Origin of the sequence: uncultured Bifidobacterium sp., assembly GCF_963540075.1 — a bacterium.
Taxonomy (GTDB): Bacteria; Actinomycetota; Actinomycetes; order Actinomycetales; family Bifidobacteriaceae; genus Bifidobacterium.
This window is the reverse complement of record NZ_CAUTOG010000074.1, coordinates 1-4,253: the sequence shown is the minus strand read 5'-3', so window position 1 is coordinate 4,253 and position 4,253 is coordinate 1. Positions and strand designations below refer to the sequence as shown.

Genomic DNA, 4,253 nt, shown 5'->3' with positions numbered 1-4,253 from the left:
GCCGGACACGCTGTCGTTCGTCTATCCGCCCTACGGACGGCTGGCGATGGCGCTTGGACGACTGCTGTGCGGCTAGAGGGCTTTGAAGAGTCGCAGTGGCCGTTATGAGCGGAGAATCCGAGGCGGCCGCAGCGCACCCTACGTGTCCGTCACCGTGACGTGAACCGGTAGGTCATGAGCAGCATGGCGGCCATCAGAAGGAATGCCAGGACCGGCCACGTGAACCCCGCGACGGTCAACCGTCCCCAGTATGCGGGCAGGCGTTGCCCTGCCGCGCCAGCGAGAACAGCATGCGCGGATCGTCGCAGAGACTGGAGTCGCGCACGCCCGTGACCGCGGTCAGACGGGTGAGGTTGAGGATGCCGGCGACCGCGCGGGGATGGTATGCCGCGGATTCTCGGCCTCGCCGGAGGTGATGCCGATGAACGCGGTGCTGTGCCGGACGTGCTCTTCCGTTCCTGACGTCGTCGAGTTCCGCGTGACGGCGGAACGACGCACAGGGACGCTATCATGGCGGCAGGAGGCCGATGCCGTGGGGTCGCCATGGGGATCCCGGTTCGGGATTCATCGGCTTCGCGCGGAAGGACGGGATCCGTCATGAAATTCGGTATGCGTAAGCCCAGTCTGAAGAGGTCCATCAAGGCGAGGACCACCGGGCGTCTCAAAAGGTCGGTGAAGAAGGCGCTCATCCCCGGCTACGGCAGGAAGGGCATGGGCTGGGTGACCAATCCTCGCAAGGCCCTCTACAACAAGGTGTATCGCAGGACGACCTTCAGCCTGTGGGATTTGTTCCGATAGATCCGTTGGTGGATTCGTGACGTCGGATCCGTCGTTCGGTCCGGTCGTCTTTTCTGCGGCGTCATCCTGCTCCTGAGCGGCTGCGGCGTCATTGCGTGGCCGGCTTTGAGCCGGCCGCGTGAAGGGTCTTCGGGTCGGGCTTCAGCGTGACGTGGAGGCGTCGTTCCCCGCTGCGGCTTCTCCGGTTCCCTGGTTCCGACGCTTCGCGGCCACGAAGGCGATTGCCCCAACCGCGATGTTGTACATGATGAGAAGAGATCCAACGACGATCCACCGGATCATGATGCTGCCAGGCCTGCCGTACATGACATCGAGGGCGATGATCGCCACGGCGATGCATGCGATGGCCGCGGCGATGGCGGCTACGGCGGATTTCGTCCCGGTCATCGCGGGGAACAGCCTCGATTCGCATTCCACCAGCCCGATGATGGCTGCGGCGACGACCACGGCTGCGGCGATGCCCATGCGATCCCCTTATGCTCTTCTGTGATGCTTTGGACAAGAGTACTCGTCCCGAGGGTTCTCGAATCACGATGATTCGCGTGAAGGTCCGTGGGCTGCGGGGTGAATCCCATGGATCCGAACCGGATGGGTCGGATGACGGTGCGGGTGAGGGGATGGCCGGCCGTCGGGGAGAGAGAAGGGGAAAAGACCCGGCGGCGGCTTCCGCTGTATGCATGGACGGAATCGGGGGAGGATTCCATCCACGTGCTTCACGCTAAACGTGGATTCTGGGCGGTCGGTACGTACTCGCTGGGAATACCGGGAGAAACGGGGGAGAATCCCCGGTTTCTCCCGGATTCCGGCGGCTCCGGGGAGCGTCTCGTGACGTCCACGACGTCTAACCGACGATATGCGATCCGCTGGGAACGTGGTCGAAGGTCTTCCCGCACTTCACGCAGGTGAACATCGTCCTGGTCTTGCCGAGTCCGGCCGCGCCCCCGACGGCGCCCAGCGGACCGAGGAGAAGCCCTCCGATGATGCCCTTGGTGACGGAGAGCTTCTTCTTCTGACCTGCGACGACGACTTCCCTATGGCTGCAGAACATGCGGACCTCCCGGCTTCATCCCCTATCCGCAGTCTAGGCGTCGTTCCGTGTTTCTGCCGGTGCGGACTTTCGTGCCGGTGCGGACTTTCGTCGGCCCGGTTCGGTCAGTTCGAGCCGCGCCGGATCAGCGTGGCCCGCTTGACGTCCTCGACGGTGCGGGTGCCGGCGAGCTGCATGGCGATGGCGAACTCGTGGGTGAGATGCTCGATGACGCTCCGCACGCCCAGGGCTCCTCCCAGCGCCAGTCCGTAGATGATGGGGCGGGCGAGCGCGACGACGTCGGCCCCGCTGGCGATGGCCTTGAAGACGTGCGAGCCCCGGCGGATGCCCGAGTCGAAGATCACCGGGACGCGCCCGTTGACGGCCCTGGCGACGGCGGGAAGCACGTCGAAGGCGGCGGGACCTCCGTTGAGCTGGCGGCCGCCGTGGTTGGACACCCATACAGCCGCGGCGCCGGCCGCGATGCAGAGGTTCGCGTCATCGGGGTTCTCGATGCCCTTGACGATGACGGGCAGCTGCGCATACTCCTCTATGAGCTCGATGTCCTTCACGGTGATGTCCTGCTTGGCGGCGGCGTAGATCTCCGCAATCCCCTTCCCCTTGCTCCCGCGGGTGCTGAACTGCTCGAGATTGGCCATGGGAAGCGGGAACTGGAAGCCGTTGACGATGTCGGCCTCGCGATAGCCGCCCTGCGTGGAGTCGACGGTGAGGATGACGGCCTTCGCCCCGTTGTCCTTCGCCTCGTCGATGAGGGCGTGGTTGAAGTCCCAGTCGTTGCTCATGTACAGCTGGAAGAACCAGGGCGCTCCCTTGCCGGCCTCGGCCGTCTGCCGGATCGTCGTGGTCCCGTAGGTGCTCTGGCACATGATGGTCCCCGCCGTGGCGAAGCCTTCCGCGGTCGCCATCTCGCCGCGCGAATGGGCGAGGCCCTGCGCGGCCGCCGGGGCCATGATGATCGGGGTCGTGATGTCTATGCCCAGCAGCGACGTCGCGGTGGAGGGCTTCGTGATGCCCTCGAGCATCCGGGGGAGTATCTCCACGTCGTTGAAGGCCTCGCGGTTGCGCCGCAAGGTCCATTCGTCCTCGGAGCCTCCCGCGATGTACCCGAAGCCACCCTTGGGGATGATCTTCTCGGCCCGGGATTCCAGCTCGTCGAGGTTGACGATGCCGATCCTCTCCTCGCGGTCGCTCTGCTCGTATCCGTTGGTCGTCGTCATGGCGTGCGCTCCTTTGCGGTCCCTCTGCCTGCGTCCCTGCAGGCCAGCCAATAGACGATTGCATCTAATCTCTCGGAGCATGGAGATGAGGGGCGATTGAGCCAGAAGCGAATCGGGTTGTGGACGCTCGGGCCGTCCGGGCTCCAACGTGCATGCGGCGTTCATGGGCCATGCGGGCCAGCGACCGTGCCGGCCGGGAGAGGGAGGGGGGGGCGGTTGCGGTCCGAATCGACGATTGGGGATTAGCGCGTGCGCCGCCGGGAGAGGAGGTAGTCGTACATCGACGAGATGTCGTCGTCGGCATGTCCCGCCGCCGCTCCGGCCCGCCACAGCTCGGAGATGCGCTCCAGCACAGGCAGGGCGTCGCCGTCCGGCCGGGCGGAGCGGTATGCGTCCAGCGCCAGGTTGGCGTCCTTCGCTCCCCATCGCAGCGCCATCTCCGTGCCGTAGTCGTGCCGGCCGATCTTCCCCAGCTTGCCGGCCACGTAGGGCGCGGCGAGGGGACCTCCCTCAAGGCAGGCCCAGATGTCGTCCGCGCCGAAGCCGAGCGTCGACCCGAACGCCGCTGTTTCGGCGGCCCCCTGCATCAGATTGACCAGCCAGACGTTGACGACGAGCTTCATCCGCGTCCCCTGGCCGACGGGACCCAGCCACACGGTCTTCCGGGAGATGGCGGAGAACACCGTCTCGACCTCGGAACGGTGATTCCCGGGTTCCCCCGAGGCCAGAATCGTGACGGCTCCCCGCTCAGCGGGTCCGCGGGATCCGGAGATGGGTGCGTCCAGCAGAACCACATCCGGACGGAGTCGGGCGAAGACCCGCGAGAGACGCTCGGTGCCCGCCACCCCGATCGTCCCCATCTGCACGAACACCGTTCCCGGACGCAGGTGGGCGAGCGGGCTCGACGGGTCGAGCTCGGCGTCGCCGTCGCCCAGAACGACCCGCTCGGTGACGTCCGCGGTGGTCAGAACCGACAGCACGACATCGGCCGCCTCCACGGCCTCATCCGGTGTGGCGCAGACCGTCGCCTCGGTTCCGGCGACGTCCCGAGCCTTCTGCGGGGTCCTGTTCCAGACCCGGGTGGGGAAGCCCGCGGCGATGAGGTTCCTGGCGAAAGCTCCGCCCATCGTTCCAAGTCCGAGCACTGCAACGGTCGGTGACGACTGTGTCCGCATGATCCGCTCCTTGTC

General features: G+C 66.2%; 5 protein-coding genes. 1 reads left to right on the top strand and 4 read right to left on the bottom strand.

The features are described 5' to 3' along the window. Positions 1-597: 597 nt before the first annotated feature. Positions 598-798 (top strand): hypothetical protein, encoded by a 201-nt coding sequence (locus RWX87_RS06585; RefSeq protein ID WP_314688793.1) that lies wholly within the window; start codon positions 598-600, stop codon positions 796-798. 141 nt (positions 799-939) lie between these two features. On the opposite strand, the gene RWX87_RS06580 is transcribed toward RWX87_RS06585, so the two are convergent. The 4 genes from RWX87_RS06580 to RWX87_RS06565 all read right to left on the bottom strand — a co-directional run. After that, a complete protein-coding gene (locus tag RWX87_RS06580) occupies positions 940-1,263 on the bottom strand; it encodes a hypothetical protein (protein ID WP_314688792.1) in 324 nt (107 codons plus the stop codon). A 376-nt stretch (positions 1,264-1,639) separates the two neighbouring features. Beyond that, entirely contained in the window at positions 1,640-1,846 is a 207-nt protein-coding gene (locus RWX87_RS06575) for a hypothetical protein (RefSeq protein ID WP_314688791.1), read from the bottom strand. A gap of 104 nt (positions 1,847-1,950) precedes the next feature. Beyond that, a complete protein-coding gene (locus RWX87_RS06570; protein WP_314688790.1) occupies positions 1,951-3,063 on the bottom strand; it encodes a lactate oxidase in 1,113 nt (370 codons plus the stop codon). A 242-nt stretch (positions 3,064-3,305) separates the two neighbouring features. Continuing rightward, positions 3,306-4,253 (bottom strand): NAD(P)-dependent oxidoreductase (locus RWX87_RS06565; RefSeq protein WP_314688788.1); only part of this gene is annotated, 948 nt, incomplete at its 5' end.

Bases quoted from the DNA above. Each gene is read 5' to 3' on its own strand.
- RWX87_RS06585 (WP_314688793.1), top strand. From the start codon at position 598: ATGAAATTCGGTATGCGTAAGCCCAGTCTGAAGAGGTCCATCAAGGCG.
- RWX87_RS06580 (WP_314688792.1), bottom strand. From the start codon at position 1,263: ATGGGCATCGCCGCAGCCGTGGTCGTCGCCGCAGCCATCATCGGGCTG.
- RWX87_RS06575 (WP_314688791.1), bottom strand. From the start codon at position 1,846: ATGTTCTGCAGCCATAGGGAAGTCGTCGTCGCAGGTCAGAAGAAGAAG.
- RWX87_RS06570 (WP_314688790.1), bottom strand. From the start codon at position 3,063: ATGACGACGACCAACGGATACGAGCAGAGCGACCGCGAGGAGAGGATC.